27 protein-coding genes and 1 pseudogene are annotated in these 25,747 nt (G+C 66.8%); 13 read left to right on the forward strand and 15 right to left on the reverse strand.

The window, feature by feature from the left end; all coding sequences use genetic code 11:
* The 3 genes from AC1DIN_RS04865 to AC1DIN_RS04875 are packed head-to-tail and all read left to right on the forward strand — an operon-like array spanning position 1 to position 2,828.
* Positions 1 to 594: a hypothetical protein gene (locus AC1DIN_RS04865; RefSeq protein WP_476808894.1), complete on the forward strand. Its 594-nt coding sequence runs from the start codon at positions 1 to 3 to the stop codon at positions 592 to 594.
* Positions 584 to 2,053, forward strand: a complete 1,470-nt coding sequence (locus AC1DIN_RS04870; protein ID WP_441468535.1) for a hypothetical protein — start codon at positions 584 to 586, stop codon at positions 2,051 to 2,053. Before AC1DIN_RS04865 ends, AC1DIN_RS04870 begins: the two co-directional genes overlap by 11 nt.
* Before the next feature lie 10 nt (positions 2,054 to 2,063).
* Complete coding sequence (locus tag AC1DIN_RS04875) at positions 2,064 to 2,828, forward strand: hypothetical protein (RefSeq protein ID WP_441468536.1); 765 nt, start codon at positions 2,064 to 2,066, stop codon at positions 2,826 to 2,828.
* Positions 2,829 to 2,873: 45 nt separating this feature from the next.
* Here AC1DIN_RS04875 and AC1DIN_RS04880 read toward each other — a convergent pair whose 3' ends face one another.
* A complete protein-coding gene (locus AC1DIN_RS04880; protein ID WP_476808895.1) occupies positions 2,874 to 4,571 on the reverse strand; it encodes a methyl-accepting chemotaxis protein in 1,698 nt (565 codons plus the stop codon).
* Positions 4,572 to 4,805: 234 nt separating this feature from the next.
* Here AC1DIN_RS04880 and solA point away from each other — a divergent pair, with 234 nt between their 5' ends.
* Both solA and AC1DIN_RS04890 read left to right on the forward strand, forming a co-directional pair.
* Positions 4,806 to 5,945 carry an N-methyl-L-tryptophan oxidase gene (solA, locus tag AC1DIN_RS04885; RefSeq protein WP_476808896.1) on the forward strand — a complete coding sequence of 380 codons (1,140 nt, stop codon included), beginning with the start codon at positions 4,806 to 4,808 and terminating at the stop codon, positions 5,943 to 5,945.
* Between the two features lie 22 nt (positions 5,946 to 5,967).
* Entirely contained in the window at positions 5,968 to 6,885 is a 918-nt protein-coding gene (locus tag AC1DIN_RS04890; protein ID WP_476808897.1) for a DMT family transporter, read from the forward strand.
* 52 nt (positions 6,886 to 6,937) lie between these two features.
* Here the strand turns inward: AC1DIN_RS04890 and AC1DIN_RS04895 are convergent, their stop codons facing one another.
* The gene (locus AC1DIN_RS04895) at positions 6,938 to 7,804 is read right to left on the reverse strand and encodes an NAD(P)-dependent oxidoreductase (protein WP_476808898.1); all 867 of its coding nucleotides are present in this window, start codon (positions 7,802 to 7,804) and stop codon (positions 6,938 to 6,940) included.
* Between the two features lie 134 nt (positions 7,805 to 7,938).
* Between AC1DIN_RS04895 and map the strand changes: the two genes are divergently transcribed.
* The gene (gene map / locus AC1DIN_RS04900) at positions 7,939 to 8,691 is read left to right on the forward strand and encodes a type I methionyl aminopeptidase (protein WP_476808899.1); all 753 of its coding nucleotides are present in this window, start codon (positions 7,939 to 7,941) and stop codon (positions 8,689 to 8,691) included.
* A 16-nt stretch (positions 8,692 to 8,707) separates the two neighbouring features.
* On the opposite strand, the gene AC1DIN_RS04905 is transcribed toward map, so the two are convergent.
* From AC1DIN_RS04905 to AC1DIN_RS04920, 4 genes are all read right to left on the reverse strand, one after another.
* Positions 8,708 to 9,424, reverse strand: a complete 717-nt coding sequence (locus tag AC1DIN_RS04905) for an ABC transporter permease (RefSeq protein ID WP_476808900.1) — start codon at positions 9,422 to 9,424, stop codon at positions 8,708 to 8,710.
* Positions 9,421 to 10,149, reverse strand: coding sequence for an ABC transporter permease (locus AC1DIN_RS04910; protein WP_441468543.1), 729 nt, complete (start codon positions 10,147 to 10,149; stop codon positions 9,421 to 9,423). The genes AC1DIN_RS04905 and AC1DIN_RS04910 overlap by 4 nt, the downstream gene beginning before the upstream one ends.
* A gap of 74 nt (positions 10,150 to 10,223) precedes the next feature.
* Positions 10,224 to 10,997, reverse strand: a complete 774-nt coding sequence (locus AC1DIN_RS04915; RefSeq protein WP_441468544.1) for a transporter substrate-binding domain-containing protein — start codon at positions 10,995 to 10,997, stop codon at positions 10,224 to 10,226.
* Between the two features lie 206 nt (positions 10,998 to 11,203).
* The gene (locus AC1DIN_RS04920; protein WP_476808901.1) at positions 11,204 to 12,406 is read right to left on the reverse strand and encodes an MFS transporter; all 1,203 of its coding nucleotides are present in this window, start codon (positions 12,404 to 12,406) and stop codon (positions 11,204 to 11,206) included.
* A 179-nt stretch (positions 12,407 to 12,585) separates the two neighbouring features.
* On the opposite strand from AC1DIN_RS04920, the gene AC1DIN_RS04925 reads away from it, so the two are divergent.
* Positions 12,586 to 13,260 carry a spermidine synthase gene (locus tag AC1DIN_RS04925; protein ID WP_476808902.1) on the forward strand — a complete coding sequence of 225 codons (675 nt, stop codon included), beginning with the start codon at positions 12,586 to 12,588 and terminating at the stop codon, positions 13,258 to 13,260.
* 37 nt (positions 13,261 to 13,297) lie between these two features.
* Here the strand turns inward: AC1DIN_RS04925 and AC1DIN_RS04930 are convergent, their stop codons facing one another.
* Genes AC1DIN_RS04930 through AC1DIN_RS04940 form a run of 3 tightly spaced genes read right to left on the reverse strand, consistent with a single transcriptional unit; the run spans position 13,298 to position 15,656 of the window.
* On the reverse strand, positions 13,298 to 14,071 hold the full coding sequence (locus AC1DIN_RS04930; RefSeq protein WP_476808903.1) for a hypothetical protein: 774 nt from the start codon (positions 14,069 to 14,071) through the stop codon (positions 13,298 to 13,300).
* The gene (gene speB / locus AC1DIN_RS04935; RefSeq protein WP_476808904.1) at positions 14,068 to 15,120 is read right to left on the reverse strand and encodes an agmatinase; all 1,053 of its coding nucleotides are present in this window, start codon (positions 15,118 to 15,120) and stop codon (positions 14,068 to 14,070) included. The genes AC1DIN_RS04930 and speB overlap by 4 nt, the downstream gene beginning before the upstream one ends.
* 23 nt (positions 15,121 to 15,143) lie before the next feature.
* Positions 15,144 to 15,656, reverse strand: coding sequence for a GNAT family N-acetyltransferase (locus tag AC1DIN_RS04940; RefSeq protein ID WP_476808905.1), 513 nt, complete (start codon positions 15,654 to 15,656; stop codon positions 15,144 to 15,146).
* Between the two features lie 187 nt (positions 15,657 to 15,843).
* On the opposite strand from AC1DIN_RS04940, the gene AC1DIN_RS04945 reads away from it, so the two are divergent.
* The 3 genes and pseudogenes from AC1DIN_RS04945 to AC1DIN_RS04955 all read left to right on the forward strand — a co-directional run bounded on the left by AC1DIN_RS04945 (position 15,844) and on the right by AC1DIN_RS04955 (position 17,975).
* Complete coding sequence (locus tag AC1DIN_RS04945; protein WP_441468550.1) at positions 15,844 to 16,929, forward strand: TRAP transporter substrate-binding protein; 1,086 nt, start codon at positions 15,844 to 15,846, stop codon at positions 16,927 to 16,929.
* Between the two features lie 131 nt (positions 16,930 to 17,060).
* Positions 17,061 to 17,426: pseudogene (locus AC1DIN_RS04950) on the forward strand (ABC transporter substrate-binding protein); the annotation flags it as partial.
* A gap of 165 nt (positions 17,427 to 17,591) precedes the next feature.
* Positions 17,592 to 17,975 carry a hypothetical protein gene (locus AC1DIN_RS04955; RefSeq protein WP_441468551.1) on the forward strand — a complete coding sequence of 128 codons (384 nt, stop codon included), beginning with the start codon at positions 17,592 to 17,594 and terminating at the stop codon, positions 17,973 to 17,975.
* 1 nt (position 17,976) lies between these two features.
* Here the strand turns inward: AC1DIN_RS04955 and AC1DIN_RS04960 are convergent, their stop codons facing one another.
* The 5 genes from AC1DIN_RS04960 to AC1DIN_RS04980 all read right to left on the reverse strand — a co-directional run bounded on the left by AC1DIN_RS04960 (position 17,977) and on the right by AC1DIN_RS04980 (position 20,748).
* Positions 17,977 to 18,612, reverse strand: coding sequence for a uracil-DNA glycosylase family protein (locus AC1DIN_RS04960; protein ID WP_476808906.1), 636 nt, complete (start codon positions 18,610 to 18,612; stop codon positions 17,977 to 17,979).
* Positions 18,609 to 19,076, reverse strand: a complete 468-nt coding sequence (locus AC1DIN_RS04965) for a hypothetical protein (protein ID WP_441468553.1) — start codon at positions 19,074 to 19,076, stop codon at positions 18,609 to 18,611. The genes AC1DIN_RS04960 and AC1DIN_RS04965 overlap by 4 nt, the downstream gene beginning before the upstream one ends.
* The gene (locus tag AC1DIN_RS04970; RefSeq protein WP_441468554.1) at positions 19,076 to 19,543 is read right to left on the reverse strand and encodes a hypothetical protein; all 468 of its coding nucleotides are present in this window, start codon (positions 19,541 to 19,543) and stop codon (positions 19,076 to 19,078) included. The genes AC1DIN_RS04965 and AC1DIN_RS04970 overlap by 1 nt, the downstream gene beginning before the upstream one ends.
* Positions 19,543 to 20,154 (reverse strand): glutathione S-transferase family protein, encoded by a 612-nt coding sequence (locus AC1DIN_RS04975; RefSeq protein ID WP_476808907.1) that lies wholly within the window; start codon positions 20,152 to 20,154, stop codon positions 19,543 to 19,545. Before AC1DIN_RS04975 ends, AC1DIN_RS04970 begins: the two co-directional genes overlap by 1 nt.
* 120 nt (positions 20,155 to 20,274) lie before the next feature.
* Positions 20,275 to 20,748 (reverse strand): thermonuclease family protein, encoded by a 474-nt coding sequence (locus tag AC1DIN_RS04980; protein WP_476808908.1) that lies wholly within the window; start codon positions 20,746 to 20,748, stop codon positions 20,275 to 20,277.
* Positions 20,749 to 20,908: 160 nt separating this feature from the next.
* Between AC1DIN_RS04980 and AC1DIN_RS04985 the strand changes: the two genes are divergently transcribed.
* The gene (locus AC1DIN_RS04985; RefSeq protein ID WP_476808909.1) at positions 20,909 to 22,426 is read left to right on the forward strand and encodes a sensor histidine kinase; all 1,518 of its coding nucleotides are present in this window, start codon (positions 20,909 to 20,911) and stop codon (positions 22,424 to 22,426) included.
* Between the two features lie 105 nt (positions 22,427 to 22,531).
* Positions 22,532 to 23,650 (forward strand): D-alanine--D-alanine ligase family protein, encoded by a 1,119-nt coding sequence (locus AC1DIN_RS04990; protein WP_476808910.1) that lies wholly within the window; start codon positions 22,532 to 22,534, stop codon positions 23,648 to 23,650.
* Between the two features lie 108 nt (positions 23,651 to 23,758).
* On the opposite strand, the gene cobT is transcribed toward AC1DIN_RS04990, so the two are convergent.
* Entirely contained in the window at positions 23,759 to 24,778 is a 1,020-nt protein-coding gene (cobT, locus tag AC1DIN_RS04995; protein WP_476808911.1) for a nicotinate-nucleotide--dimethylbenzimidazole phosphoribosyltransferase, read from the reverse strand.
* 117 nt (positions 24,779 to 24,895) lie between these two features.
* On the opposite strand from cobT, the gene AC1DIN_RS05000 reads away from it, so the two are divergent.
* Positions 24,896 to 25,738 (forward strand): adenosylcobinamide-GDP ribazoletransferase, encoded by an 843-nt coding sequence (locus tag AC1DIN_RS05000; RefSeq protein ID WP_476808912.1) that lies wholly within the window; start codon positions 24,896 to 24,898, stop codon positions 25,736 to 25,738.
* The last annotated feature ends 9 nt before the right edge of the window (positions 25,739 to 25,747 follow it).

The following is a 25,747-nucleotide window of genomic DNA, read 5'->3' on the forward strand; positions in this document are numbered from 1 at the left end:
ATGTTCAAAGCGATCGCAGGCCGCGTAAAGGCGGCGGCAAGCGCAATCGACGACGCCGTGCGGCAAACCCATGCGGCGCGGCTGGCGATCATGGCCGCGCGCTTGCGACGCCCCCTGCCGCTTCTTGCTATCCTGATCGCGACCATCCTGCTCTTCTGCCTGTTCCTGGGCTGGTCTTCCGGCCGCGGCGTCTTCTTCGTACTCTCTCCCGCCTCGCCGACCGGCATCGGGGCCGGTATCGCGGGCGCCCTGGCAGGGCTCGCCGTGCTCGAACTCTGCGCGGCGTTCGCGATCACGCTGATGAGCGCGGCGCTGCAGCTCGCCTACGACACCGGCCGCCATCGCGTGCTCGCCTTGCTCGCGATCGCCTGCGCCCTGGTGCTGGCCGGACTTGGCTGGCGGCTGGCCGCGCTCGATCGGGCGCCCCTGTCCCTGGCCGCGATCCTGCCCATGCTGGGCGGAGCCGGGCTCGTCGCGCTGACGATCTGGTTCGAGCGCGCCTATCTGCGGCCGGCCTATCCGGGCTTCCGCGATTTCTGGGTCGATGTCGTCGATGCCCGCCTGTTCCTGACACGAGCCGCCCATGGCGAATGAGAACGGCCACACGGCCACGCGTCACGGCGCCACCCCGGCAATGACGGCGCATCATCTCGCGGAATCGGTTAGGGCCGGGCACAACGGCGCGAGCGACGCGGTCGAGAACCTGCCCCCGGCCGACGCCACCATGCTGTCGCAGACCGAGCAAACGCTGATCGCCAGGGCGCGCGAGCATTACACCGCGCTGCGGCAGGAGGCGGCGGCCAGGCTCAACGCGATCCAAGCCGAAATCGTGAGCCGGCGGGAACTCTTCACGCAGCAGCGCTTCGAAGGACGGGTACGCGGCGTCGAGGCGACGATGCGGGCCATGCTCAACAAGCACGGCAGCGAGTTGGAGCAGCGCATCTACGATGCCCTCAGGGCCAAGCGCGAATACGCCTTCTTCAACTACGAGAACAAGCGCCGCGCCGATCCCAAGCTCGACAAGTGGCAGTTCATTCTGTTCTTCCTCGTCGTGCCGCTGGTGATCGAGAGCCTGCTCAACGGCAACTTCTTTGCAGAAGCCAGCGATTTCGGCCTGGTCGGCGGCGCGGCCACCGCCGTCATCATCTCGGCACTCAACATCGCGCTCGGTTTCTTCATGGGGATCGGGCCAGCGCGCTACTGCCAGCATGTGAAGAGCTCGCATCTGTTCTGGGCGCTGCCGGCCTATGCCGGGATGATCGCGCTCATCGTGCTGTTCAACCTCGCGGTCGGGCACTATCGGGAGATGCTGATCGCCAATCCGGATGCGCGTTCCTATCAGGTGATGCCGCGCATGCTGGAGAACCCCTTCGCGATCTACGACATCAAATCAGTCGCGCTCGTCATCATCGGCTGCCTCGTCGCCTTTGTCGCCGCGACAAAGGGCTTTACTGCTTTCGGCACCTATCCCGGCCATGCCGCCGCCTACAAGCGCTGGCGCCAGCGCTGGAGTGCCGTCGAGGAGGAGCGGCGCCGGCTCGATGGCGAATTGCTGCCGGAGCTGGAGGGAATCCGCACGCAGATCGACGGTTTTCGCGCCGATTGCCGTGACGAACTCGGCAAGCTGCAGGGCATGAAGGCAGCCGCCGAAAAGGCGCGCGACCTCTATCAGTCCCGACTCGGGCAGCTGCGCGCGGCCAAGGACGCAGCGATGATGCAGTACCGCGAGGCCAATCTGCGCGTCCGCACGGATCTGCCCCCGGCCTATTTCGGGCAGTCGCTCAACCTCGCCGAGATCGACCAGCCGGGAGAGCTTCCGGAATATGTCGCAGCACGTCGGCAGATCGAGGATTTCGAGCAGCAGCTCGCCAGCATGCCGGGGCTCATCGAAGCCAAGCTCAAGGACCGGCTGATGCTGCTGCGCGGCGTCGATCTCGCCGGCGAGATCGAGCAGGTGAAGCTGCGCGCGGCGCAGGCCGGACGCGAAGCTTTCGAGCGCGACGAGGCGGCCCAGAAGCAGGCGGCGGAGGATTTCGCCGCAATGCCGCGATAAAGGCTTGGGCATGAAGACCGAGAACCTGGCCATCGTCGCCTCCCTGCTCGCGGGCGTCGCGCTCGTCGGGTTTTTCGCGGCCCCTTCCCTGCTGCGCGGGCCGCCGCGCGACCAGGAAACGCTCTGCCCTAAGACCGGCCCCGTCGGCCATACGCTGATCCTCGTCGACAAGACGGATCCATGGAGCGAGGTGCAGGCCGGGCGGCTGAAGAAGCTGGTCAAGCAAATCGGCGACGAACTGCCAGCCGAGCGCATGCTGTCGATCTACGTCTTCAACGACGTGTTCGAGCCCGGCTTCCCGGCCCTGATCTCGCTGTGCAACCCCGGCAAGACCGCAAGCGAGCTGATCGGCAATCCGCGCCGCGAATACGTCAAATGGGTCGAGAAGTTCGGCCGCCCGCTCGACGATGCCCTGACCGTTCTGACCCAGCCGGCGAAGGGCAACCAGTCGCCGATCGTCGAGGCCATCGGCGACGTGGTTTCGCGCCGCGAGAACCGCGTGCCGAACGGCGACCGCTCGCTCGTCCTCGTCTCGGACATGCTGCAGAACTCGGGCCAGTTCACCGTCTTCGGCAACGCCGCCGGCGCACGCGACCCGGAGCGGCTGCGGCGCCTGCTCGACAAGGTTTGGCAGGATTCGGGCGCGAAAACGTGGTCTCTCAGCATCCACCAGGTCCAGGGCGTCTACGACCCTAACCGGCTGGAGCAGGCTGCTTCGCTGTGGAAGCAGGCTTTTCAGAAGCTCAACATCTCGGTGACCTGGGACAGGCTGTAATCTCAATCAACCCGCCTGCCCCGTTCGAACTGCGCGCGGCGCGCGTCAGAGCCTGTAGGCCATCCGGACACCGCCCCAGTGGCGCCCCCGCACCCGCAACGGCGCGTTGATCTCGCTGAGAGCCTCGCTGCACCCGTTACCGAAGTCATGGTGGCAGAGCTGGACCATGAACGGACGCACCGAGCGGCTCGCGCTGATTCCGGAGCGGCTATCGAGAATACGCCTGTTGCAGGCATGGACCGCGTTCCACGCCGGATCGTAGCTGCGTTGCGGCTGCGACGTCCCCGTATGATGCACCGGCACGTAACCATTGCGATCACTCGGCACGGCGAAGACCAGGCGAGGGTCGCTGGCGAGCGTCCTTTCCAGCAAGGGCGGCAGGACGACTTCCAGAGCCGGCAGGCTCGGGCTCAGATACTGGAGCGGCTCGCTCTCGGGAACCGGCGCATAGTTCGCCTCGAACAGTTCCTCCTCCGCTATCAGTCCTTTCTCGATCGCGGTTTCCATTGCCGCAGCCACTTCCCGGGCAAAGTCCTGGGCGCGCTCGATCAGCGGCCGATAGGAACGTTCGATGTCCTCGATCATCTGCGCCAGCGCGTCGCTGCCGGCGACGGCATCGGGGTCGAAGGCGAGGTGCAATCCATGCTCGCTTTGCCCCGCCATGCGGCAGGGAATCGGTGGCAGCCCGTCGATCGTGATCATGCCGGCCTCACCGCCGAGGCGGACGGCCTGGGTACCGGCGAGCAGGGCTCCGCCTCGGCCAACATCGACGATGCGGCTCGAGAGATCGATATCGCCGAGCTTCAGTTGCGCGCGGCGGACTGTCGGGAAGCGATCGAACCGCCGCCGATCGGCGAAAGCCGAATGCCTCAGCACCGGCTTGAAGCGCCGGAGCATGCGACCGACCAGCCGGCTCCCCTTTTCCGAAGCGCGGCGGGCCCTTTCGCTTTCGGCGACCGTGGCATGGGCAATCCGGTCGATTTCATTTGCACGGAGTGCGACGTCCTCGACGAAAAGCGCGGTCTCAACGGCGTTGCGCGACAACTCCGCCGTCGAGAACGCCTGTTCCTGCGAGGCCTGGCTGATCGTGCTCATAAGCGGATTGACGTCCCGCACGATCTGCAGCGCCTCGTTGACGATGCCGGTCGAACTCTGCGCTGCGTGGGTGAGGCGATCGACCCGGCTGCGGATATGCTCGACGGCCTCGCTCACCGCGATGGAGAGAGTCTTCACCTCATGGGCGACGACGCCGAAGCCGCGCCCGGCCTCGCCGGCGCGGGCCGCCTCGATTGCCGCGTTGAGCGCCAGCAGATTGGTCTGGCGGGCAATCTCTGCGATGGAATCGACGATGCCGCGGATCTCGCCGGTCGCCTCGGCCAGCCCATCGAGCATCAAGGTGGCTTGGCCCGCGCGCGCGACCGCGGCGTCGAGCCGGTCGCGGACGCTCGCCATGGCGCTGTCGACCTGCTCGGCCGACTGCGAAACCTGCTGCGTCGCCGCAGCCAGGACCGAGGCGTTCTCGCTTGCGGCGCCAACGGCCATGCGCATGCTGCCGGCGCTCTCCAGAATGGTGCGCGAACCGCTTTCGGAATCGGCCGACAGCTTCTCGACCTCGCCCAACTCCTTCGTGAGCCGATTCATCGCGAACAGGATATCGCGCTCGATGTCATCCACCGCGTCGCGAACGGAAAGGTCGCGGGGGGCGATCTGCAGAGCGGTCGTCTCGGCTGGCTCGACCGTCACCGGGTCAGGTAAAGCCTCGCTGCCCGCTGGAGTTCGGGCGCTCAGCCAGCGTCGTATCCTGCCCTGCATCCCCAGCCCAGTCTCACCTAAGGTCAGCCCTGCATCCGGTTATGGGTGGCGAGCGTTAACAAAAAGCTTCCTCGGCGCCTGCACGGCTCGTGTGCCGCAGAAGCATTGGACCGTCATCCCGGGGGCCTGTATGGCTTGGCCTTCCACGTCTGACGGGCACGAGCCATGAGCCAGCACAGCTATGACGTCATTGTCGCCGGGGTCGGCGCCATGGGGTCGGCGGCGTGCTGGCACCTCGCCCAGCGCGGCCTGAAGGTTCTGGGGCTCGAGCGTTTCGACCTCGGCCACGCCATGGGCTCCTCCCATGGCCTGAGCCGGATCATCCGGCTCGCCTATTTCGAGGGCTCGCACTACGTCCCGATCGTGCGCAGGGCGCATGAGCTGTGGGCCGAGACCGGCCGGCAGGCAGGGCTCAAGCTGCTCCATGTCACCGGCTCGCTCGACCTCGCGCCGAAGGGCGGCGGACCGGTCGAGTCCTCGCTGCAATCCTGCCTCGACCACGGGCTGGCCCATGAGGTGCTGGAGGGCGCCGAGGTGATGCGTCGCTTTCCCGGCTTCCAGCTGCCGGCGGGGCATATCGGCCTGTGGCAGCCGGATGGGGGCTTCGTCGCCTCGGAGAAGGCGATCTACGCCCATGTCGGCCTGGCGCAGTCGCACGGCGCCGACATCCGCACCAACGAGCCCCTCCTGGACTGGACGCCGACCGCACAGGGCGGCGTGATCGTGCGTACCGAGCGCGGGACCTATTCCGCCGGCCGCCTCGTAATCACCTCGGGCGGCTGGATCGCCGACGCGGTGCCGGCCTTGTCGCAGCGGGTCAACACGGTGAAGCAGGCGATCGGCTGGTTCACCACGCGCCGGCCGGAGCTTTTCCGCGAAGGCGCCTTCCCCGTCTTCATCCTCACCGTCGAGGAAGGCAGTTTCTACGGCTTCCCGCTTTACGAGCACCCCGGCTTCAAGCTGGGCGGCCCGCATTTCGGGCGCGAGCCGATGGATCCGCGCGAGCCGGACCGGACACCGAGCGAGAATCAGGTCAGGCTCATTCGGGAGTGCCTCACGCGCTATCTTCCCGATGCTGCGGGCGAGCCTTTGACGGTCAAAGGCTGCGTCTACACCGTCTCACCGGACGAGGACTTCATCATCGACACGGTGCCGGGGGTGCCGCAGGCCCTCTTCGCTTCGGCCTGCTCGGGGCATGGCTTCAAATTCGCCAGCGCGATCGGCGAAATCCTCGCCGATCTGTCGACCACCGGCCATTCACCCTTCGACCTCGCTCCCTTCTCGCTTTCCCGCTTCGCGGCCTGAGCCTTTCCAGCAGGATACCCCTTTGGCCAGCGCAGCCGAAAATCGCCGCGGCATCATCTTCATGCTCGCGGCCATGTCGCTCTTCGTCGTCAACGACACGCTGATGAAGCTGGCGCGCGAAACCTACCCGGCCGGCCAAGCCATCGCGCTGAGGACGGCTTTCGCGATCGTCGTCGGTTTCGGGCTTGTTTTCCTCGCCCGCGAGAGCGACCGCCTCGCAATGGCCTTCCGGCCGCGCGTGCTGCTGCGCGGGGTTCTGGAGGCCTTCAGCGCGCTGACTTTCGGCTGGTCGCTCGGGCTGCTGCCGCTCGCCAACATCACCGCGATCAACATGGCCTCGCCCCTGCTCATCGTGGCGCTTGCGGTCGTATTCGGCATGGAACGCGTCGGCTGGCGACGGACGCTGGCGCTGACCGTCGGCTTCATCGGCGTGCTCTTCGTGGTGAAGCCGGGCGCCGCTTCCTTCAATTCCGCAGCGCTCGTCGCCCTGCTTAGCACCCTGCTTGTTGCCTGCCGCGATCTCGCGACCCGTACCATCGGCGACGACGTGCCCTCGACAGTCGTTTCGCTCACGACGACGGTCCTCGTCGGCACCGTCGCGCTCGGTTACGGCCTGACCGAGCAATGGCTACCGGTCTGGCGGCTCGAGACGGTCTATGTCGCCCTGGCTGCCGTGTTGGTCACGGTCGGCACCTTCTTCATCATCAGCGCGTTCCGCCGCACCGATGTCGGCGTCATCTCGCAGTACCGCTACGCCATCATCGTCTTCGCGACACTGCTGGGCTATCTCGTCTGGGGCGACGTGCCCGATCTCTTCGCCTTTCTCGGCATCGGGCTGATTGTCGGCAGCGGGCTCTACACCATGCACAGGCAGCGCGTGCGGCCGGATTCCAGGCTGAAGCTGGACCGCCGCTCCAATCCTTCGAGAGGACCCGCCTGACGGTCGACGGGCCACGAGGGCCCGTCTCAGGATTTCGTTGGGCAGCGCCGCTTTACGGCTCCAGGCGGGCGATCAGGCTGGAGGTATCCCAGCGATTGCCGCCCATTTTCTGCACCTCGGCATAGAACTGGTCGACGAGCGCGGTAACCGGCAGCTGCGCACCATTGCGGCGGGCCTCGTCGAGGACGATACCGAGGTCCTTGCGCATCCAGTCCACGGCGAAGCCGAAGTCGAACTTGTTCTGGTTCATCGTCTTGCCGCGGTTCTCCATCTGCCAGGAGCCGGCGGCCCCCTTGGAGATCACCTCCAGCATGGTCTCGACATCGAGCCCGGCGCGCTTGGCGAAATGCACGCCCTCCGACAGGCCCTGGACGAGGCCAGCGATGCAGATCTGGTTGACCATCTTGGTGAGTTGGCCGGAGCCGGCCGGGCCCATCAGACGGCACATCCGGGCGAAGCTGGCGATGACCGGCTCGGCGCGGGCATAGACCTCCGGGTCGCCACCGCACATCACGGTCAGCACGCCGTTCTCGGCGCCAGCCTGTCCGCCGGAGACGGGCGCGTCGACGAAGCCGAAGCCGCCTTGCTTGGCCGCCTCGTCGAGTTCGCGCGCGACATTGGCGGAAGCCGTGGTGTGATCGACGAAGATCGCACCCTTCTCCATCCCGGCGAAGGCGCCGTTTTCGCCTGTCGTCACCGAACGCAGATCGTCGTCATTGCCGACACAGGCGAAGACGATTTCCTGGCCTTTCGCCGCATCGGCCGGCGTCGCCGCCGAGACGCCGCCATGCTGGGCGACCCATCCTTGAGCCTTCGTCGGATTGCGGTTGTAGACGGTGACGTCATGGCCCTTGGCCTTGAGATGGCCCGCCATGGGATATCCCATCACGCCGAGACCGATGAACGCGACTTTGGCCATGAGCAGCTCCCGCTCCTTTTTGAAGACTGACACGCTTTAGCGCGCCGTTGCCGAGCCGGGAAGGAGGATGCGCGCCAGCGGCCCATGCGGCATTTTCCGTTGCAGCCGGGACGCCGGCAGCTTAGCTCGGGTCCATGACCATATCGAACGACGACGAACTGCAGGCGCTCAAGGAGATCGGCGGGATCGTGGCCCGCGCGCTCGCCGCCATGGGCAAGGCGCTCGAGCCCGGCATGACCACGGCGGAGCTCGATGCCATCGGGCGCGATTTCCTCGAGCGGCACGGCGCACGCCCGGCCCCCGAACTGGCCTACGACTTCCCCGGCGCGACCTGCATCAGCGTCAACGAGGAGATCGCCCACGGCATTCCAGGCGAACGGCGCATTCTCGGGGGCGACCTCGTCAATATCGACGTCTCAGCGGAGAAGGACGGCTTCTTCGCCGATACCGGCGCTTCCTTCGCTGTGCCGCCGGTCAAGCCCAAGCTGGAGCGACTGTGCCGCGACGGCCGGCGCGCACTCTGGGCCGGCATCGGGCAGGTCGGCGCCGGCAAGCCTCTCGCCGGCATCGGCCAGGCCGTGGGGCGCTTCGCGGACAAGAACAGCTATACGCTCGTGCGCAACCTGGCGAGCCACGGCGTCGGCCGCTCGCTCCATGAGGAGCCGACCGAGATCGCGACCTGGCCCGACCGCCGGGAACGCCGGACCATGACAAACGGGCTCGTCTTCACCGTCGAGCCGTTCCTGTCGCTGGGTGCGGACTGGGCGGAACAAGAAGATGGCGATCGCTGGACACTCTACAGCGAGCCTCGCGCGCCCACCGTCCAGTACGAGCATACCGTGGTCGCGACCCCGCGCGGCGCCGTCGTCCTCACCCTGCCCGGCTGAGTCGGCTACACCCGGCTCAGCGCAGAGCCAGATGCCGGCTGAGTCTGAGCTCCACCCGGTCCCAGACGCGCCGGATGATCTCGACCAGCACCAGATAGATCAGCGCCGCATAGAGATAGATCGAGAGGTCGAAGGAGCGGGCGAAGGCGAGCCGCGTCGCGCCCATCAGGTCGAACAGCGTCACCAGCGAGGCGATGGCGCTGGCCTTGATCATCACGATCAGCTCGTTGCCGAGCGGGCGCAGCGCGAGAATCATCGCCTGCGGCATCACGACGAGCCGCAGTGTCGCCCAGCGATGCAAGCCGAGCGACAGCGCGCCCTCGAACTGCCCGGGCGGGATCGACTGGATGGCACCGCGCAGGATCTCGGCCTGATAGGCCGCCGTGTTGATCGTGAAGGTGAGGAGCGCACAGTAGAACGGGTCGCGGAAGAACCACCACAGCCCGATATCCTGCCAGAACAGACGAAACTGGCCGAGGCCGTAATAGACGAGGAAGAGCTGGCAGAGCAGCGGCGTACCACGGAAGAAGGTGGTGTAACCGCTGACCAGCCGGGCTACCCAACGCGTGCCGTAAAGCCTTGCGACGGCGAGCCCGAACGCCATCACGAAGCCGAGCAGCACCGAGAAGAAGACAAGCTCGACGGTGATCCACAGGCCCGACGCCATCCGGCAGCCGTAGTTCTGCAGGACCTCGCTGCCGAAGAACCAGCCGGGATATTCGCACCAGTTCATCGCGTCGCGCCTCCGAAGGCGGCGAAGCCGCGATTGGCGCGCCGTTCCAGCCCGTCGATCGTCCGTGCGGAGACGAGCGAGAAGATCAGGTAGATCATCATCGCCGCGCCGAAGAACAGGAAGGGTTCCTTGGTGACGACATTGGCGCGGGTCGTGATGAACATGATGTCCGGCAGGGTGATGACCGAGACCAGCGAGGTCTCCTTGAGCAGCACCATCCAGTTGTTGCCGAGACCGGGCAGCGCCACCCGAACGAGCTGCGGCAGCACGACGAGGCGGAAGGCCTGGGCCTTGCTAAGGCCGAGCGCCGCAGCCGCCTCGCGCTGGCCCTTCTGGATCGAGTTCAGCGCGCCGACCCAGACCTCGCTGGAGAAAGCCGAGAGCACGACGCCGAGCGCGACCATGCCCGCAACGAAGGGCGGCATGCTGAAGGAACCCGGCAGGCCGAGGCTCTGCCAGAGCTGCTGAAGCAGGATCTGGATGCCGAAATAGATGATGTAGAGCGTGAGCAACTCGGGCACGCCACGGAAGATCGTGGTGTAGAGCGTGGCGAGACCACGCCACAGCGCATTGTCGGAGCGCTTGCCGAGCGCGACGATGAGCCCCAGCGCAAGTCCGAAAGGCAGCGTTGCCAGCGCGATGGAGATCGTGACGGCGGCGCCCTGCAGCAGGGCCCAGCCCCAGCCTTCGGGGCCGAAGCCGAGCAGCGCGAATTTATCGAGCATGGAGATGCCGGAGCAGGAGAAGCTTATGCCCGCCGGCCCGGCCGGGCCGGCGGAAACGGTTCAGGACGGCCGGCTCAGTCGTACTTGAACCACTTGTCCTCGAGCTTCTTGTGCGAGCCGTCGGCCATCGTCTCGGCGATGGCCTTGCTGATCTTCTCCTTCAGCTCGGGGTCCGACTTGCGCACTGCGCCGCCGACGCCGGGGCCATGGATGGCATCGTCGCGCTTCACCTCGGCGATCTTGCGACAGCAATCCTTGCCCTTGCCGCGCAGGAAATCGGAAAGCGCGAGCGCGTCCGCGACGATGTAGTCGAGGCGGCCGTTGATCAGATCGAGATTGGCCTCTTCCTGCGTCGGGTAGAGGCGGATGTCGGAATCCTTGTAGAACTTCTCGAGATAGTTGGCGTGGATGGTCGAGCCCTGCGTGCCGACCGACTTGCCCTTGAGTGCCGCCGGCGAGATGTCGTCCGACTTGGTGCTCTTCGGCCCGATCGCCCAGATCGGCGTCTTGCTGTAGACCGCGGTGAAATCGACCCGCTTCTTGCGCTCGTCGGTCGCGTTCATGCCGGCGAAGATGACGTCGTATTTGTTGGCGAGCAGCGCCGGGATGATGCCGTCCCAATCCTGCACCACCCAGGTGCATTTCACCTTCATCTTCTCGCAGAGCAGATTGCCGTAATCGATCTCGAAGCCTTCGAGCTCCTTCTTGGCGTTGAGGTTGTTGTAGGGCGGATAGGCACCTTCCGTGCCGATCCGAATCTCCTTCCACTCCTTGGCCTGGGCGAGAGCGCCTGTCGCACCAGCCAGCGTCAGCGCCGCAGCGGCGACGAAACGAACGAAACCTTGCATGGAACCTCCCGCAGTTTCGGAACCGCCGGATTTACCCTTGTCCCCGGTCCGGCTCCGTTGCGACAGATTGGGCGCAGTTTCGTGCCACCCGCAAGAGGGATCGACGCAGCTTTTCGCAGCCGCCCACGCGCAAAGCACCGGCAACGGCGTCAATGCTGCCAAAGACGAAGGCGGGCCGGCGCGGGAACTCCGCCCGGGCCGCGCGCCTAGCGGCGGGCGTCGATGACCGCGACGATCCAGATCGCGAGGCCGCCCAGAGCCAGCGCAGCACCGACCCAGCCGGTCGAGGTCCAGCCGTAGCCGGCAGCGATCGCCATGCCGCCGAGCCAGGGGCCGAGCGCGTTGGCGGTGTTGAAGGCGCTGTGATTGAGCGCGGCGGCCAGCGTCTGCGCATCCTCCGCAACGTCCATCAGGCGAGTCTGCAGCATGGCGCCGAGACCGCCGCCGCTGCCGACCATGAAGACGACCAGCGACACCGCCCAGATGTTACCGGCAGCGAAGGGGAAAGCCGCGAGCCAGAAGGCACTCCACAGCAGAAGTCCCGCAGTTGCCGGAACCAGCGCCCGGTCCGCCGCCCAACCGGCGAAGAGAGTGCCGAACGTCAGCCCGAGCCCGAAAACGGCGAGCACGACCGGCACCAGTGCGGGCGAAGCACCGGTCACGGCCATCAGGGTCGAGGCCAAATAGGCGTAGACCGCGAAGAGGCCGCCGAAGCCGATCGCGCCGGTGGCGAGAGTCAGCCAGACCTGCCGGCGCTTCAGCGCTCCGAGCTCCCGCAGCGGGCTCGCGCCCGGCTGAACCTTGTCGCGCGGCGCGTAGAGGGCGATCAGCAGGACCGTCAGCAGGGCCAGCCCTGCGACGATGGCAAAGCCCGAGCGCCAGCCCAGCACCTGCCCCATCCAGCTCGCGGCGGGAACGCCGAGAATCGTCGCGATCGTCAGGCCAAGCATGACCCGCGCCACCGATTGCGCCCGGCGGTTCGGCTGCGAGAGCGAGGCGGCGACCAATGCCGCGACGCCGAAATAGGCGCCGTGCGGCAGGCCACTCAGGAAGCGGAAGGCCAACATCCAGTAATAATTCGGCGCCAGCGCGCTCAGGCCGTTGCCGATGGCGAAGACGGTCATCAGCCCAATCAGCAGCGTGCGGCGCGGCACCCGCGCGGCCAGCACGGCGATCAGCGGCGCGCCGACCACGACTCCGAGCGCATAGATGCTGATGACGTGCCCTGCGGTGGGCTCGTCAATGCCGAGGCCGGCCGAGAAATAGGGCAGCAGGCTCATCGCCGCGAATTCGGTGGTGCCGATCGCGAAACCGCCCATGGCGAGCGCGAACAGCACCAGCCCGACCGAGGTCGTGCGAAAGGCGGACGTGCCTGCGTTCAGGCTGCGATCGTGCGCGGCGAGGCTCATGGTCGGCTTTCGAAGGGATGGCGGCACAATGCTGCGCCGCAGCATGAAATAGCCATTCCCAGGACGCCAAGACACCAGCAGAAACGACGATATCTCATGCGTCACGGACATATCGATCCGCACCGCATGATTCGCTGGGATGCGGCTATAAGACCGCTTCCAACAATGGTGAGAGCAACGTGATTCCCTGGACAGTCCTCGACAGCGCCCCCCTGCCCGACGGCAGCGGAGACCTGCGCCTGAAGCAGCGAGGCAGCGAATTCTCGATCATGCTGGGCAGCAACGAGCTGATGAACAGCCGTCTCAACGGCTCGGAAGAAGCGCTGGCCAAGCTGGTCTGCGAGCGGCTGGCTGAGCGCTCCCGGATCAAAATGCTGATCGGCGGGCTTGGGATGGGCTTCACATTGCGGGCCGCCCTCGCCCATCTGCCGCCGGATGCGGAGGTCGAGGTGGCCGAACTGATCCCCGCCGTCGTCGACTGGGCGCGCGGGCCGATGGCGGCGGTCTTCGCCGGCTGCCTGGACGATCCGCGCGCACAGCTGACCGTTGCCGACGTGGCCGGCGTCATCGCCAACGCCAGGGGCCGCTACGACGCGATCCTGCTCGATGTCGACAATGGGCCGGAAGGGCTGACAGTCGCCGGCAATGACCGGCTCTATGCTGCAGGAGGGCTGCAGGCCGCCAAGGAGGCGCTGCGGCCGGGCGGCATCCTGGCGGTCTGGTCATCGGGGCCGGACCACGGCTTCACCCGGCGCCTGCGCAGCGCGGGTTTCGTTACCGAGGAGATCACGGCGCGCGCCCGCCGGACGGGCGGCGGGGCGCGGCATGTGATCTGGCTGGCGGCGCGGCGCTGACGACACCGATGAACGGCCGGGATACCGGCCGATCACCTCAGTTGAGCCGGCAGAGCCCGTCGCAGGGCGCCGCCGAAACGGTCTGGATGAATTCGCCGACCGCCTTCTTCGCATCCGGCTTCAGAACCGGCTGAGCCGCCTGCAGGGCCGCGATCATCGCCTGCCGATCCGCAGGCGCCACGCCTGCGGCGATATCGGCCGCGTTTTCGGAAAGGCTGCGCGCGATCAGAAGCTGATTCTCAGGCTTCAGCGCCGGATTGCGCAACGCCAGCGACGCTCCGGCCACGATCTGTTGCAGGCCGAGGCGCATCTGCCGGATGCCCTGAAAGCGAGCCTCGGTCTTCTCGTCGGCCTGCAGATGCGCGCCGAAATTGTTGATCGCCTGGAGCGATGCGGCAACGGCCTTCAGCAGGAAGGCATGGGTCCGCGTCAGCTCATCCTGGAAATCGACGACGTTCCTGGCCGTGTCCGGCGGCTTCCGATCGGGCGAGAACAGGGTGTAGGCCTGCAGGATCCGGGTCTGCTTCTGGACGATGTTGAGCAGCGCCGGAATGTCCGCCCCCGTATAGGGCTTTTTCCCGAGAATGGCGGGCTCGTCCCAGACATCAGCCAGCACCTTGCCTTCGACGGGATCTGCCAGGCGCGGCAGGGTCGGCCTGCCCTCCGAAGCCTTGATCATCGTCTCCACCGAGGCGAAGGCGGCGTCCATATAGGCCGATCCGTTCTGCGGCACCTCGGCGCGAGCAGCGAACCCCAAGAGGCAGGCCCCGCCCAGAGCGGCGAGCCGTGCGATCGAACCGAACCTCGTCATGGTCTTCCTTTTCCTGCGGCGCGAGCCTCCGCCAGAAGGCAGAGCTCGGTGAAGAGGACCTGCGCCGCGCATTGCGCCGTGTTGCTGGTCGCATCGTATTGCGGCGCGACCTCGACGACATCAGCCGCCACGATGTCGCGCCCCTTGAGCGCGCGCAAAATCGCCAGCGCCTCGCGCGGCGTCAAGCCACCGACTTCCGGCGTGCCGGTTCCAGGCGCAAAACCCGGGTCGAGCGAATCGACATCGAAGGAGACGTAGGTCGGCCCTTCACCGATCACGGCCAGCGCCTTGGCGATAACCGCATCAAGGCCGAGATCGTCGACCTCATTCGCGTGGATCACGGTCATGCCGGACTCGTAGGAGAACTCCCACAGGTATTCCGCACCACCGCGGATACCGATCTGGATGACGCGCTCGGGATCGAGCACGCCGTCGAGCACGGCCTGGCGGAACGGTCCGCCATGATGGAACTTCGAGCCCTCATAGGGGCCGGAGGTGTCGCAATGGGCGTCGATATGCACCATGCCGACCGGGCGCTTTGCGCCGACGGCCTTGAGGATCGAATAGGTCATGGAGTGATCGCCGCCAACCGCGAGCGGCGAGACACCAGCCTCGACGATGCTGCTAAAGGTCGCCTCGATATCCTCGTGGCAGCTTTCGAGCGAGTAGCGCGAGCGGAACGGCACGTCTCCGATATCGGCAGCCTTGATCATGGTGAAGGGCGCCGTGCCGAGCACGTGATCCATGGGCCCCATCCGCTCGATGGCGCGGACGGCGCGCGGGCCGAGACGGGCGCCGGCCCGGTTGGTCACGCCCAGATCCATCGGCACGCCGATGATCGCGACGTCGAGCCCGCCGAGATCGGGCTTGGCCAGCGCATCCGGGCGGTATGGCGCACCGACGAAGGTCGCGACGTCCGCGAAAGGCCATTTGCGCCGATCGCCGGTGAACTGGCCGGCCGCGACCTTGGCGAATCGCGGATCGTGAATGTCGCCGCCGCTGGCGCCGGCATAGCGCTGCCGCAACCGGTCGAGCTTGTCCTGATCCATGCCTGTCTCCTTGCGGACGTTCCTCAGCCCGGAATGCGTTCGAGCATCAGCACCGGGTGGTCCTGATATTCGACCTGTCCGAAGCCCTTGTAGCCGAGCTTTTGTGCCACGCGTAGGGAGGCGAGGTTCTCGGGCGCGATGATGCAGACGCTGCGCCGTGAGCCATGGGTTGCGGCAAACCAATAGTGAGCAGCAGCCGCCGCCTCGGTCGCATAGCCCTTGCCATGCGCCGGCGCGGCAAGAATCCACCCGGCCTCCGGAGCATTGTCGAAATCCGGAGACAGCCCCCGGCAGCCGTCGAACAGACCGATCTCGCCGACAAAGGCGCCGCTGCGCTTCTCGACCGCCACGAACATGCCGTATCCGCGCAGAGCCCAATGGCCGGCGATGCGGGTCAGCCGATGCCAGGCCTCCTCCCGGCTGAGCATCCGGCCGCCCAGGTAGCGAACGACATCCGGGTTGCTGCGCATGGCGTGGATCGCGTCGAGGTCGTCGATCTCCGGGCGGCGCAGGCGCAGGTTTTCGGTCTCGATCATGACCGCTTTAAGCATCGCCGCAGGAGCGAGCCAAGACATGCCTCGGAACTAGCCGAAAGTCGCAATAATCGTCGATGAAATCCCTCGCACTTCGAAAATCCATTCGCTACAACGCGTTTTCGAACGCCGAGCGACAGAACCGATTTCGAAACGCTCGCACCCCCAGATGTCCGAGGAGAATCGCTAGATGAAGCGTCGTCAGTTTATCCAGACCGCGGCGGCTGGCGCCGCGGCCACCGCCGTTGCTATGCCGGCAGTCGCGCAGTCCAATCCCGAGGTGAAGTGGCGTCTGGCCTCGAGCTTCCCGAAGTCGCTCGACACGATCTATGCCGGCGCCGAGATCATGGCCAAGATGGTCTCCGAGCTGACCGACGGCAAGTTCCAGATCCAGGTCTTCGCCGCCGGCGAAATCGTCCCGGCCCTGCAGGCTCTCGACGCCGTCACCAACAACACCGTCGAGATGTGCCACACCGTCTCGTATTACTATGTCGGCAAGGACCCGACCTTCGCGGTCCCCGCCTCGGTCCCGTTCGGCCTCAACGCCCGCATGCAGAACGCCTGGCTGTTCCAGCACGGCGGCAACGAGCTGTTCAACGAATTCTACAAGAAGTTCAATGCCTACGGCCTTCCCTGCGGCAACACCGGCGCGCAGATGGGCGGCTGGTTCCGCAAGGAGATCAAGTCGACCGCCGATCTCCAGGGCCTCAAGATGCGCATCGGCGGCATCGCCGGCTCCGTGCTGCAGAAGCTCGGCGTCGTGCCGCAGCAGCTCGGCGGCGGTGACATCTACCCGGCGCTCGAAAAGGGCACCATCGACGGCGCGGAGTGGGTCGGCCCCTATGACGACGAGAAGCTCGGCTTCGCCAAGGTCGCGCCCTACTACTACTATCCGGGCTTCTGGGAGGGCGGACCGACCGTCCACGCCTTCGTGAACCTGGAGAAGTGGAACTCCCTGCCGAAGACCTATCAGGCCGCGCTGACCGCCGCCTGCACCTATGCCAACACGCAGATGGCGGCGCGCTATGACGTCGTGAACCCGCCGGCGCTGAAGCGCCTGGTGGCGGCAGGCACGCAGCTGCGCCCCTTCCCGCAGGACGTGCTGGAAGCGAGCCTCAAGGCCTCGAACGAGCTCTACGCCGAAATTTCGGCGAAGAACCCGGACTTCAAGAAGGCGATCGAAACGATGGCCGCGTTCCGTTCAGACCAGTATCTCTGGTGGCAGGTGGCGGAGCTCAGCTTCGACGTCTTCCAGGTCCGCACGCGCGCGCGCTGACCGGCGAAGGCCAGACGCGATTGTTTCAAGGCCCGGCATCCTGCCGGGCCTTTTTTCTTGACTGGTCTCTCAGCTTCAACAAGGTCGCGCCGTATTGCGACTATCCCGGCTGATGGGAGGGGGGCGCCGCGCTCCACTTCTTCATCAACACGGCGAAGTGGAACGAACTGCCGAAGGTCTACAGGTCACTGCTCACGACGGCGGCCGCGCAGGCGAATACTGACATGCAGGCGAAGTATGACGCCCGCAATCCGGCCGCTCTCAAGCGCCTTGTCGCCGCCGGCGAGCAGCTGCGCCCGTTTTCGCAGGAGATCCTCGAAGCCTGCCTGAAGGCGTCGAAGGAAGTCTATGCCGAAACCAGCGCCAAGAACCCGGACTTCAAGACGATCTACGAATCGATGGCGGCCTTCCGCTGCGGCGAATATCTCTGGTTCCAGATCGCAGAATATGCCTACGAAAACTTCCTGATCCGCTCGCGCGTTTCGAATCTGCTCTGACCCAACGGAGCGTCTCGCGTAAGCGATACTTACCCCGGCGCAAGCCGGGATTTTTCATGGGCGCTGCGCCACTCCCCCGGCGATGCGCCCCATGCTATCAAGATGTCGGATGCCACGACCGCGCCTTGCTTCAGGGTTAGCAGGCACCATAGTTCGGAAATCGCCATGCCCCGCACCGCACTCGCCCTGCTCCTGTCCTGCCTCGCGACGGCAACCGCAGCGCAGTCGATCGGCGAGCCCTTGCCAGGGCGCGCCGCTCCTCGCGAATCCTTCAGCAAGTCGGCCCCCGCCGCGGGCAAGGGCGCCCGCCCGTGCCCGGAGTATGGCGCCGGCTTCATCAAGCTCGAAGGCTCCTCGCTCTGCGTCCGGGCCGGCGGCTCGGTCCGCGCCGAATTCGGGAAGAGCTCGCGCAACGGCTACGGTAGCCGCGCCGACGGGATGGTCTATCTCGAAAGCCGCGGGCAGAGCGCAATCGGGCCGGTTCGTTCGGTCCTCAGCGTTCGCGGCGGGGTCGATCGCGGGCTGGATTCCGGGCCGTTCCGCTACTGAGCTAGTCCGGCGGCTTCAACAGCCGCGCGACCTCCGCCTGAAGCACCGGAACCAGCTCTCCCTCGAACCAGGGATTGCGCTTGAGCCAGGCATTGTTGCGCCAGGACGGGTGCGGCAAGGGCAACACGCGCGGATGGACCGGCCTGGCCAGGATCTCGCGCCAGTTCGCAACCGTCGCCGAGAGATTGGCGGCCTCCCTGGCGCCGAGATGCCAGCCCTGGGCATAGCGCCCGATCGCAAGCACGAGCTCGATGCGCGGCAGCGCCGCAAAGACGCGTCCGCGCCAGGTCGGCGCGCATTCCCGGCGCGGCGGCTTATCCCCGCCCTTCGCGTCGAGCCCCGGGAAGCAATGGCCCATCGGCACGATCGCGACCTTCGCGGCATCATAGAAGACCGCCTCGTCGATGCCGAGCCAGCTCCGCAGCCGCACGCCGGAAGGATCGGTGAACGGGCGGCCGCTGGCATGGACGCGCGTGCCCGGCGCCTGCCCGGCGATGCAGAGCCGCGCCGTCGCTGCGGCCTGGATCACCGGTCGCGGCTGGTGCGGCAGCGGCGGCGGATAGAGCGGTGCATCCCGGCAGATACGGCAGCTGCGCAGTTCCGCCAGCACCTCGTCGAGCGTTTCCGCCTCGCTCATCGGTTCGCCAGCCTGGAAGGTCCGGGAGCCTGCGAGATCAGTCCGTCACAGACCCAAGCGGGCTGCTTCCCTGCATAGTCGTGCGGGTCGCCCTTCTCGATCCGGGCAAGACCGTTGATGCGCCCGCTCGGGCGGTTGCGGATGACATAGAGATCGCCGCTGACCTCGATGGTGAAGCAGTAGGTCCGACGCGTCTCCTGCGGGCCATAGTAGTAGCAGACGGCATCCTCCGTCGTAGTCCAGCAGGCATCCTTGTTTTGCACGCCGCGATTGTGACCGCTCGCACGCCCATCGGGGTGATGATACTCGCTGAACGGCAGGTTGCTGCCGGTATAGACCCCGGAGACGGTGTTGCCTTCGAAGAGGCGCCGGATCTGCTCGCCATTCAGCCGCTCGGCCGCGCCGGCTTCGGCCGTGGCAAGAAGCCCGAGGACGACAGCCGCGATGCCTGCACAGTGCGGCATCAGCGTTGCGCCAGCTTCCGGCTCATCGGCGGCATCGGCGCGCGCGAGATCAGGCCGTCGCAATACCAGGGGGTACCGTTATCGGTGTGATTACGCGGATTGCCGAGCTCCACCTTGGCCAGCGCATTGACGATCCCGTTGCCGGTATTGCGCAGCACATAAAGGTCGCCGCTCATCTCGACGGTGAAGCAATGCACCGTGCGGTCGCTCGGCGGGCCGTAATAGTAGCAGATGCGGTCCGGCTTGGTGATCCAGCAGGCATCGGTGTTGGGCTGCCAGCCATTGTGCCCGAGCGCTCGCCCGTCCGGGTCGTGATACTCGGTGAAGAAGCCGCCATTGGTGTAGCGCCCGGACACCGTGTTGCCCCGGAAGGCGCGCTCGATCGCCTCCCCGCTCAGGCGTTCGGCCGCCTGCGCAGCAGCCACCGGGACCAGCAGAGCAAGCAGGAACGGAAAAAACCGAAGCATCACGCCTTCCAGCTCGGGCGCGACGAGAGCTCGCCATGCCAGCGGCGGATATGGACGAAATCCTCGGATAGCGGAATGCGCGACGGCTTCATGAAGTCGATGGCGATACCGGCGGTGATATCGGCCACGGTCATCGCATCACCGCAGATATAGGCGCTGCCGGCCAGTTGCAGTTCCAGCAGCCAGAGATGGTCGTCCATCTGGTCGCGGTTGGCCTCCGCCCATTCCGGGACCTGCTCCTCGAGCGCCGCCATCGATGGATGGCTGTGGCGGAAGACGGCGGCGACGCTGGCGAACAGACCGAGCTCGACGCGCCGGTTCCACATCTCGATCATGGCCTGCTCCTTCGCATCCCGGCCGAACAGTGCCGGCTGCGGGTGCAGGGCCTCGATGTAGCGGCAGATCGCGACGGTCTCGGCGAGCGCGGTGCCGTCGTCGAGTTCGAGCACCGGCAGACGCTGCGCCGGGTTGATCCTGGTGAAGGCCTCGCTCCGATGTTCCTTCTTCGCGATATCGACCGGCACCAGCTCCGGCAGCGACACGCCCTTCTCCGCGAAGAAGATGCGGACCCGTCGCGGATTCGGCGCCCGGCCACCGTCATAGAGCTTCATCAGATGTTCTCCGTCTCCGGCGCACCGGATCACGGCCCGCGCCGGAAGGTCAACCACATGCTGCCGCTTCGTGACGCCAGCATGGCGAGCGATGCCGCATCCGGCCGGGATGGCGCGGGTTCAGCGCGGATGGGCGCGGCGCCAGGCCTCAGGGCGCTCGAACTGCAGCGCCCAAAGCCCGCGCCCGGCGGCCCGCGCCTCCTCCTCCTCGGCCCGGTAGGCGCCGTAGGAGACCGCATGGCCATCGCGGACCATGCGGGCATTGATGTCCGCCTCGCCGATCCGGCATCGGGCAAGCCCACGGCCGTAGCGATCGATCTTGCCGATCTCGCAACTCGCCATCCCGCCCGCCAGTATGGCCTGCAGCGCACGCCGCGCCTCGCGTCCGCAGGCGACCTGCCGGCCAGCTCTATCCGTACAACTCTGGCGATATTCGGGAGCGTCGATCCCCTCCAGCCTCAACTCCTCGCCGAGGAGCCGTAGCGAATCGCCATCGATCGCCTGCGCCGGCCCGACGAGGCTCCGGGCCGGACCGAGGCGGTACTGCAGGATCGCCCCAGCCAGCGCGAGGAAGCCCAGCAGTCCGAGCGCCACGACGAAATCCGTGACGCGGCCAACACGGCGCCAGCCGAAAGGTCCATAGCGAGAGCTAAATCCGAAGGGAGCCATCAGGAAGAGCTTAACGATTTGGTGTCCATGATGGCGAGCCGTCCGCGCACGCCGCGCGGCGGAACGAGGATACACGCTCCCGACCATGGCGGAAGTGACGGCCGAACAGGTGCAGCGCGGGCGCGGGCCCGATCCTTCCGTCGTGGCGCGCCGAAAGCACGTTTCGCGGGAGGTGAAATCCGTGCGCGAGCGCCTGACGTCCTCGACCGGGCTCGAGCGCGCCTTCGATTCCGAATTGCTGCGCGTCTTCGCCCAATACCGCCTTACCGGCTCCGCCGGCACGCTGGTGCTGGTCATCGGCATCGCCGCAGCCGCCTGCCTGTGGTTGCCGACCATGTATGTCGCGCTGTGGAGCGGCGCGGTGCTCGCGAGCACGCTCGTCATCGTCGCCCTGTCGCGCCGCTATCTGCGCAAGCCCGCCGATACGGTCCGGCTGAAGCGCTGGCGGCGGCTCTTCACCCTGGCGGAAGGCATACACGGCCTGTCCTGGGCGCTGCTCCTCATGCTGTTCGCGCCTGTCGAGGCTCCCGGCGCGAAGGTCTTCGTCACCACGGCGCTGCTCATCGTCAGCGCCCTCACGGTCATGCTCTCCGCCACGATTCCGATGGCGGTCTATGCCGGGCTGATGCCGGTCATCGCCGGAATCATGGCGTTCTTCTGGGAACGCCGCGACATGGACAGCGTGACGATGGCGCTGATGGCGGCCTCGGCACAGCTTTTCTTCATCTTCCTCGCCAACCGGCTCTATGCCAGCTCGGTCGACTCGATCGGCTTCCGCGCCGAGAAGGACGCGCTGATCGCCGAACTCGAAACCGCCAACGCGAATTCCGACGAAGCCCGCCGCAAGGCGGAAGAAGCCAATCTCGCCAAGTCGCGCTTCCTCGCAACGATGAGCCATGAGCTGCGGACCCCCCTCAACGCCATTCTCGGCTTCTCCGAGGTGATGAAGAGCGAAATCTTCGGGGCGCACGCCAATGCCGCCTACAAGGAATACTCGGCCGATATCCACGGCTCGGGCCAGCATCTGCTCAACCTGATCAACGAGATCCTCGACCTGTCGCGCATCGAGGCCGGCAAATACGAGCTGAATGAGGAGGCGCTGTCACTCGTCGAGATCGTGGAGGACTGCCGGCACATGCTGACGCTGCGTGCCAAGGCCAAGGGCCAGACGATCAGTTCGCTCGCCGAGCCCGACCTGCCACGGGTCTGGGCCGATGAGCGGGCCATCCGGCAGGTCGTCCTCAACGTGCTGTCAAACGCGATCAAGTTCACGCCGCAGGGTGGCGAGATCACCATCAAGGTCGGCTGGACGGCGACGGGCGGACAATATGTCTCGGTCGCCGATACCGGGCCCGGCATCCCGGAGAACGAGATCCCGATCGTGATGCAGAGCTTCGGGCGTGGCTCGCTCGCCATCAAGACCGCCGAGCAGGGCTCGGGGCTGGGTCTGCCGATCGTGAAGGGGCTGATCGACCTGCACGGCGGCGGCTTCAACCTGAAGTCGAAGCCGCGCGGCGGCACGGAGGTGACGGTCACCCTGCCGGCCGAGCGCGTGATGGACACGCTCGCCGCCCTGCCGGAGCCGAAATCGCGGGCGGCATGAACTGCATCTCCGCGGCGGCAACGCCCGAATCTCGCCCCATCGATCGGCAACATCCATAACCGCCTCGCTCGGGGCGCTCACACTCTCCTCTCGGACCATCGCATCATGAACCGGAAAACGCGCGTCGCCGTGCTCTATGGCGGAAAATCGGGCGAGCACGAGGTCTCGCTGAAGTCGGCGGCCTCCGTCCTGCGCTATCTCGACCGCGACCGTTTCGAACCCGTGCCCGTCAGCATCGACAAGCAGGGCCGCTGGCAATGCCACGACCTGCGCCTCATCGAGGGCACGAACGGCGACAGCCTGCCGATCCCGGCGGGTTCGCCGGCGATCCGGCTCGAACCGCAGGGCGAGCGCACCGCCATCCTGCCGGCCGACAACGCGGCACCGGCCATCGAGCCGGTCGATGTGGTGTTTCCCGTCATTCATGGCCCGCTCTGCGAGGACGGCGCGGTACAGGGTCTGCTGGAGCTCTCCGGCGCCGCCTATGTCGGTTCAGGCGTGCTGGCTTCCGCCGTCGGCATGCACAAGGACATCGCCAAGCGCCTCGCCGCGCTCGCCGGCTTGCCGGTAGCGCCCTATCTCGCGCTGTCGCGCCGCGACTACCGTCGCGATCCCGAGGGATCGGCCAGGGCAGCGCACGAGACAATGACGCTCCCGGTCTTCGTCAAGCCCTGCAACATGGGCTCCAGCGTCGGCGTCCATAAGGTCAAGCACTGGGAGGACCTCGGCGCCGCGCTCGCCGACGCCTTCCTGTACGACACCAAGGTGCTGATCGAACAGGGCATCGATGCCCGCGAGATCGAAGTCGCCGTTCTCGACGGCGATCCGCCGGTGGCGAGCGTCGCGAGCGAGCTCAATGCCGGCCCGCAGCACGAGTTCTACTCCTACGAGGCCAAGTACATCGATCAGGACGGCGCCACCGTCGATCTGCCGGCGAAACTCGATGCCGACCAGATGGCCCGCGTGCGGCAACTCGCGATCGACGCGTTCCTCGCGCTGGAATGCAGCGGGCTGGCGCGGGTCGACTTCTTCCTCGACCGCCAGAGCGGCGCCTTCTACTTCAACGAGATCAACACGCTGCCAGGCTTCACCGCGATCAGCATGTATCCGAAGATGATGGAGGCTTCAGGCCTGCCCTACCCGGCGCTGATCACCCGCCTGATCGAGCTGGCGCAGGAGCGCCACGCCGAGCGTGCCGGGCTGAAGACGGACTACGCGGTTTAGGCGTGCCGTCATTCTCGGGTCGAAGCGCAGCTTCGACCCGAGAACCTCATGACAAGAAGGCGTTGGTTTCCGAGATGCTCGGGTCAAGCCCCAGCACGGCGCGGGGTCCTACCCCTTCCGCGCGACCTGCGCCTGCTCGAAGGTCGCCATGCCGGAATGGACCGCCGCCGCCGCCTTGACGAGGCCGGCGGCGAGCGCAGCCCCAGTACCCTCCCCCAACCGCATGTCGAGTGCCAGCAGCGGCACCTTGCCGAGACGGGCGAGCACATCGGCATGGGCGCCCTCGGCCGAGAGATGACCGGCGATGCAGTGGTCGATCGCGGATGGCTCGATCGCATGCAGGATCGCCGCGGCGGCGGTCACCACATAGCCATCGAGGATCACCGGGATACGCTGCGAGCGCGCAGCGATGATCGCGCCGCAGATCGCCGCGACCTCTCGCCCGCCGAGCCGGCGCAGCACTTCGAGCGGATCCTTGAGATGGGCGCGATGCAAAGCAAGCCCCGCCTCCACCGCCGCGACCTTGCGCTTGAAGCCGGCTTCGTCGATGCCGGTGCCATGGCCGCACCAGTGCGCGGCGTCGCCGCCATAGAGAGCAGCGTAGATCGCCGCAGCCGAGGTAGTGTTGCCGATGCCCATCTCACCGAGGCAGAGCAGATCGGTTCCGCCGACGAGCGCTTCCATGCCGAAGGCCATGGTGGCGACGCAGGCGCGTTCGTCGAGCGCATCGGTCTGAGTGAAGTCGCCGGTCGGCAGGTCCAACGCGAGATCGAAGACCTTGAAGCCGAGATCATAGGCCGCGCAGATCTGGTTGATCGCGGCGCCGCCGGCAGCGAAATTCTCCAGCATCTGGCGCGTCACCGTCTGCGGGTAGGCCGAGACGCCCTGCGCCACCACGCCGTGGTTGCCGGCAAAGACGCAGACCAGCGGGCGGTCGACGCGCGGCGGCGCCTTCCCCTGCCAGGCGGCGAGCCACTCGGCGATCTCCTCCATGCGGCCGAGGCTGCCGGCCGGCTTCGTGAGGTTGGCATCGCGGGCACGCACTGCGTTCGCGGCCGCCATATCGGGGCCGGGCATCGCGGCGATGAGTTCGCGGATATCGTCGAAGGGCAATCCGGAGGCGGCCATGGCTGTTCCGTCGAGCAAAGGGGCTTGCGCCGACGCGCGCAGGCGTGGCGGCGAGGTCTGCGCTGCTGCTATAGGGTCAAGCTCGGGAAGACAATCGAGCAGAGCAGCGCGGCAGGCATGGCTGAGGCCGACACGACGACGGAGACCACCCCGCCGGACTGGCCGGGCTGGAAGATCGCGACGGCGATCTGCCTGCGCTTCTGGTCGCGCCTGCCGGTCCCGCCATTGCCGGGCGAGGCCGACAGCCACGCGATCCCCGACTTCCGCAGCGTGCCCCGCGCCCTGCCCTTCGCAGCGCTCGTCATCGCGCTGCCGGCGTCGCTCGTCGCACTGGGCGCCGGGCTGGCCGGCCTGAGCGGTTTCGTCGTCGCCGCGCTCGCGCTCACCGCGCTGGCGCTGGCCACCGGCGCCTTCCATGAGGACGGGCTCGCCGACACCGCCGACGGGTTGTTCGGCGGGCACACGCCGGAACGTCGGCTCGAAATCATGAAGGACAGCCGCATCGGCTCCTATGGCGCGCTGGCGCTCGGCCTGTCGCTGCTGCTGCGGGCGAGCCTGATCGCGATGATCCTCGACCGCTCCGGCGCCTGGGCCGCAGCGGCGGTGCTGCTGGTCGCCGCCCCCTGGTCCCGCGCCGAGGCCCTGTTCCTGCTCGCAACGCAACCGGCTGCACGCAGCAGCGGCGCGGCGGCGGCTGTCGGCCAGCCGACGATCGTCACGGCGCGAATCGCACTCGCCCTGAGCCTCTTCCTCGCGACCGGGATCGCACTGGCCGCGCAGCTGCCTGTCGCGGGATTGCTTCTAGGCTTTGCGCTGGCGCATGGCGCGGCGGCCGTTCTGTCGCGGCTGGCGCGGCGGCTGATCGGCGGGCAGACCGGCGACATCCTCGGCGCGGCGCAGCAGCTGGCCGAGATCGCGATCTATCTCGGAATCGCCCTGATGCTCTGGCCGGGCATCTGAGCGCTCGGC

The organism is Allobosea sp. 05T438 (genome assembly GCF_056396025.1).

Excerpts from the sequence above, each read along its gene's own strand:
- AC1DIN_RS04865 (WP_476808894.1), top strand. The coding sequence starts at position 1 with ATGTTCAAAGCGATCGCAGGCCGCGTAAAGGCGGCGGCAAGCGCAATC.
- AC1DIN_RS04870 (WP_441468535.1), top strand. The coding sequence starts at position 584 with ATGGCGAATGAGAACGGCCACACGGCCACGCGTCACGGCGCCACCCCG.
- AC1DIN_RS04875 (WP_441468536.1), top strand. The coding sequence starts at position 2,064 with ATGAAGACCGAGAACCTGGCCATCGTCGCCTCCCTGCTCGCGGGCGTC.
- solA (WP_476808896.1), top strand. The coding sequence starts at position 4,806 with ATGAGCCAGCACAGCTATGACGTCATTGTCGCCGGGGTCGGCGCCATG.
- AC1DIN_RS04895 (WP_476808898.1), bottom strand. The coding sequence starts at position 7,804 with ATGGCCAAAGTCGCGTTCATCGGTCTCGGCGTGATGGGATATCCCATG.
- map (WP_476808899.1), top strand. The coding sequence starts at position 7,939 with ATGACCATATCGAACGACGACGAACTGCAGGCGCTCAAGGAGATCGGC.
- AC1DIN_RS04905 (WP_476808900.1), bottom strand. The coding sequence starts at position 9,424 with ATGAACTGGTGCGAATATCCCGGCTGGTTCTTCGGCAGCGAGGTCCTG.
- AC1DIN_RS04910 (WP_441468543.1), bottom strand. The coding sequence starts at position 10,149 with ATGCTCGATAAATTCGCGCTGCTCGGCTTCGGCCCCGAAGGCTGGGGC.
- AC1DIN_RS04915 (WP_441468544.1), bottom strand. The coding sequence starts at position 10,997 with ATGCAAGGTTTCGTTCGTTTCGTCGCCGCTGCGGCGCTGACGCTGGCT.
- AC1DIN_RS04920 (WP_476808901.1), bottom strand. The coding sequence starts at position 12,406 with ATGAGCCTCGCCGCGCACGATCGCAGCCTGAACGCAGGCACGTCCGCC.
- AC1DIN_RS04930 (WP_476808903.1), bottom strand. The coding sequence starts at position 14,071 with ATGACGAGGTTCGGTTCGATCGCACGGCTCGCCGCTCTGGGCGGGGCC.
- speB (WP_476808904.1), bottom strand. The coding sequence starts at position 15,120 with ATGGATCAGGACAAGCTCGACCGGTTGCGGCAGCGCTATGCCGGCGCC.
- AC1DIN_RS04940 (WP_476808905.1), bottom strand. The coding sequence starts at position 15,656 with ATGATCGAGACCGAAAACCTGCGCCTGCGCCGCCCGGAGATCGACGAC.
- AC1DIN_RS04945 (WP_441468550.1), top strand. The coding sequence starts at position 15,844 with ATGAAGCGTCGTCAGTTTATCCAGACCGCGGCGGCTGGCGCCGCGGCC.
- AC1DIN_RS04955 (WP_441468551.1), top strand. The coding sequence starts at position 17,592 with ATGCCCCGCACCGCACTCGCCCTGCTCCTGTCCTGCCTCGCGACGGCA.
- AC1DIN_RS04960 (WP_476808906.1), bottom strand. The coding sequence starts at position 18,612 with ATGAGCGAGGCGGAAACGCTCGACGAGGTGCTGGCGGAACTGCGCAGC.
- AC1DIN_RS04965 (WP_441468553.1), bottom strand. The coding sequence starts at position 19,076 with ATGCCGCACTGTGCAGGCATCGCGGCTGTCGTCCTCGGGCTTCTTGCC.
- AC1DIN_RS04970 (WP_441468554.1), bottom strand. The coding sequence starts at position 19,543 with ATGCTTCGGTTTTTTCCGTTCCTGCTTGCTCTGCTGGTCCCGGTGGCT.
- AC1DIN_RS04975 (WP_476808907.1), bottom strand. The coding sequence starts at position 20,154 with ATGAAGCTCTATGACGGTGGCCGGGCGCCGAATCCGCGACGGGTCCGC.
- AC1DIN_RS04985 (WP_476808909.1), top strand. The coding sequence starts at position 20,909 with ATGGCGGAAGTGACGGCCGAACAGGTGCAGCGCGGGCGCGGGCCCGAT.
- AC1DIN_RS04990 (WP_476808910.1), top strand. The coding sequence starts at position 22,532 with ATGAACCGGAAAACGCGCGTCGCCGTGCTCTATGGCGGAAAATCGGGC.
- cobT (WP_476808911.1), bottom strand. The coding sequence starts at position 24,778 with ATGGCCGCCTCCGGATTGCCCTTCGACGATATCCGCGAACTCATCGCC.
- AC1DIN_RS05000 (WP_476808912.1), top strand. The coding sequence starts at position 24,896 with ATGGCTGAGGCCGACACGACGACGGAGACCACCCCGCCGGACTGGCCG.